Source organism: Symbiopectobacterium sp. (assembly GCF_051710365.1).
Taxonomy (GTDB): Bacteria; Pseudomonadota; Gammaproteobacteria; order Enterobacterales; family Enterobacteriaceae; genus Symbiopectobacterium.
Window position 1 is genome coordinate 1 of the sequence record NZ_JBPETA010000261.1, and the last position, 3,413, is coordinate 3,413.

Consider the following 3,413-nt stretch of genomic DNA (forward strand, 5'->3'; position numbering starts at 1 on the left):
GTTACGGATGGTAACGTGGGGAGTACTCATGCTGATTGGTCTGCAAAAAGCAGTAATAAATTCAGAACTTCAGAATACCGTCAAGTCCCGAAAAAAGAAAAATCAGGTGCGGAATGACGGATAGACTTGAGGAAACAGCAAGGCGGCCGCCAACCCTTGCAACACCCGTGCGCCGATCAAAAAACCGGTGCTCGGTGCCAGACCGCACAGCACTGATGCCAGGGTGAAGCCCATCATACCGACAAGAAACAATCTACGGCGACCAAACCGGTCACCCAGCCGCCCGCCGGTGATGAGCAAGACACCGAAGGCCAACTCATAGCCAGCCACGATAAAACCGACCTGTGAAAAGCTCGCGTCCAGCCCCGTTTGCATACTCGGGATAGCTACATTGACCACGAACAGGTCGAAGATGGTCATGAAACCGGCTAACAACAGCACGGACAACCCAAGCCACGGTGGGCCACTGACGGCGCGCCCGGACGACAGCGTACAACAAGAATTTGTGTTCATATTGCGTTTCCAGAATAAAGAAGCAATCATTCTCAAATTCTTTTTAAACGATTACAATTTAACACTTTATGCTATTACTATAAGCAACGAGATAAATAATGCGAACTCTGGAACGAACCCGCCCCGACCTAGCGGATTTCTTGCGCACGCACCGTGAACGCCTTTCTCCCGCCGAGGTCGGTCTGCCCAGCGGTAATCGACGCCGCACGCCGGGACTCAGCCGTGAGGAGGTTGCCGCGCTCGCAGGTGTTGGCCTGACCTGGTACACCTGGTTGGAACAAGGGCGTGATATCGGGGTATCGGCCAGCTTTCTCGATAATCTGGCGCGGGTGCTTAAACTGGATGCGGCCCAGCGCAGGCACCTGTATCTGTTAGCCCATGAACGCCCCCCCGCAGAACCGGGCAAAACCTGGTGTGTGCTACCGCCATTGGTGCGACGCCTGATGCACGACCTGCCACATCCGGCCTTTGTGCTCAACTTGCGCTGGGACATATTGGGCTTCAACGCTCCGGCCGATACGCTTTTCGGCTTCGGCAAGCACGCGCCCGAACGGCGCAACTTACTGTGGCTGCTGTTCACCGATCCACTGCTGCATCAACGTGTGGACGCCTGGGAGGAACAAGCGCCGCTGATGCTATCGAGCTTCCGCCACGACTTCACGCGCGGCACGCAGGAAGCCGATATTCGCGAACTAGTGAATAAGCTAGAGCGAGTGTCGCCCGAATTCAAACACTGGTGGCGACAGCACGACGTTCATGCGTCCTGTAACGGCGTGCGCAAGCTGGTCATAGACGGTCAGCCCACCCCCTTCGAGCACACCTCGCTAACGGTGGATGAAGACCGGCATCTACGGCTGGTGGTGTATGCACAACAACAGCTCAAGCTCAGCGATTGAATAAAGCGGTAACGATGCCTAGATACGCAATCCATCGCACCCTGAACAGGGGTACCTCTATACAAGCCGCTTCACACGCAGTAAAATCCCCGCCTTTTTCTTGTTACCGGGAGGGATGACATGTTTATTGGCTTTGACTACGGCACGGCCAACTGTTCCGTTGCACTGATGCAAAATGGCACGCCACGCCTGTTGCCACTGGAAAACAACTCTCCCTATCTCTCATCCATGCTGTGCGCGCCGACACGTGAAGCCGTCAGCGAATGGTTGTGGCGTCATCATCAAGTGGATGCCCAAGGCGAAAATGCGCAACTGCTGCGGCGCGCCATCAGCTATAACCGCGATGAAGATATTGCCGTTGACTCCCACTGCGTACACTTTGGACAAGCGGCGCTGGCGCGTTATATGGATGACCCGCAAGAAGTGTGGTTCGTGAAATCCCCCAAGTCATTCTTGGGTGCGGTAGGGCTGAAAGCGCAGCAGATCGCCTTTTTTGAAGATCTGGTGTGCGCCATGATGTTGCATATCCGCCAGCAGGCGGAGCTACAGGCGGGTGATGCCATCACGCAGGCGGTGATTGGTCGGCCAATCCATTTCCAAAGCATCGGTGGCGATGCTGCGGATAAGCAAGCACAGGACATTCTTGAGCGCGCAGCAACGCGCGCCGGATTTCGTGATATCGCATTTCAGTTTGAGCCTGTCGCCGCAGGGCTGGATTTTGAAGCGACGCTACAGCAGGAAACGCGGGTGCTGGTTGTCGATATCGGCGGGGGGACCACCGACTGCTCGATGCTGCTGATGGGACCTGCGTGGCACCGCAAGCAAGAGCGCCACGACAGCCTGCTGGGACACAGCGGATGCCGTACCGGCGGCAACGATCTCGATATCCAACTGGCCTTTAAACAGTTTATGCCGCTGCTCGGCATGAATGGCATGACGGAAAAAGGCATTGCCCTGCCAACCTTGCCCTGGTGGAATGCGGTCGCCATTAACGATGTGCCGGCGCAGAGTGCGTTTTACAGCAATGCAACCCGCACCTTGATCAACGAGATGATCCGCGATGCGCGTGAACCAGCACAGGTCAAACGCCTATTGAGCGTCTGGCAGCAGCGCTTGAGCTATCGCTTGGTGCAACAAGCAGAAGCCTGCAAAATTGCCTTATCCGATGCACCTTTGACCGATGCTGCACTGGCGTTTATCGAAACCGCGCTAGAAAAACGCGTCTCTGCCGAAGAGATGGTTCAGGCGATTGCTCAGCCTGTATCGCAGATTCAAACCCAGATTCGCCAGGCGTTGGATGACAGCGGAACACGTCCAGATGTCGTCTATCTGACCGGCGGCAGTGCGCGCTCACCGCAACTGCGTCTGGCGGTACAACAAACATTGCCTGATGTGGCTATCGCCAGCGGCGATGATTTTGGTTCCGTCACCGCCGGGTTGGCACGCTGGGCAGAATTGCTCTTTCCGCGATAAACGGTGAGTAACGCGTGAGGTTACTGACAAACCCACCTAAAACTCTCATCCCGCCTACTCCCTGTCATTCCCGCGAAGGCGGGAATCTCGTACAGGCTAAACGCGTTCATTCGGCCAAAGATCCCCGGCTTTCGCCGAGGATAACGAGGGGAAAGTGATTTTGCCATCACTCTGACACGCCCAGAGGGGCGTGTCAGATTTCCACTTATGCCTTTTGGTTCAGTACCAGTTGCCCATTTCTGTCCAACGGGATTTGGGTGCCGGGATCGCGATCCATGCGGATCTTGCCTTGCTGCGCGCCAATTTTGTAAGTGACGTCATAGCCCAGCACTTTCTGGGATTTGTCATATACAGTCTGGCAACGCTGTTGCGTTGTGGTGTAGGTATCATTGTTCTGCATATGGCCGGCTTTGTTGAATAAATAGAAAGTTTGGGTAATCATCGGAACAGATCACCATAGTTGTTTCAAAATCAGGTCTCCATGGCAAAACAAAATTTTAAAATCACTAACTGGCCCTCCTATAACAAGGC

General features: G+C 54.9%; 2 protein-coding genes and 2 pseudogenes. 2 read left to right on the plus strand and 2 right to left on the minus strand.

Features of this window, described 5'->3' with window-relative positions; genetic code table 11:
• Positions 1-108 precede the first annotated feature (108 nt).
• Positions 109-513, minus strand: a pseudogene (locus tag ACTBDZ_RS16230) (MFS transporter); the annotation flags it as partial.
• Positions 514-611: 98 nt separating this feature from the next.
• Here ACTBDZ_RS16230 and ACTBDZ_RS16235 point away from each other — a divergent pair.
• Complete coding sequence (locus ACTBDZ_RS16235; RefSeq protein WP_438816077.1) at positions 612-1,409, plus strand: helix-turn-helix transcriptional regulator; 798 nt, start codon at positions 612-614, stop codon at positions 1,407-1,409.
• Between the two features lie 120 nt (positions 1,410-1,529).
• Positions 1,530-2,882 carry a molecular chaperone gene (gene yegD / locus ACTBDZ_RS16240; protein WP_438816078.1) on the plus strand — a complete coding sequence of 451 codons (1,353 nt, stop codon included), beginning with the start codon at positions 1,530-1,532 and terminating at the stop codon, positions 2,880-2,882.
• Positions 2,883-3,087: 205 nt separating this feature from the next.
• On the opposite strand, the pseudogene ACTBDZ_RS16245 reads toward yegD, so the two are convergent.
• A pseudogene (locus ACTBDZ_RS16245) lies at positions 3,088-3,288 on the minus strand (glycine zipper 2TM domain-containing protein); the annotation flags it as partial.
• Positions 3,289-3,413: the final 125 nt, after the last annotated feature.

Coding starts and splice junctions, on each gene's coding strand:
- yegD (WP_438816078.1), top strand. CDS start 1,530: ATGTTTATTGGCTTTGACTACGGCACGGCCAACTGTTCCGTTGCACTG.
- ACTBDZ_RS16235 (WP_438816077.1), top strand. CDS start 612: ATGCGAACTCTGGAACGAACCCGCCCCGACCTAGCGGATTTCTTGCGC.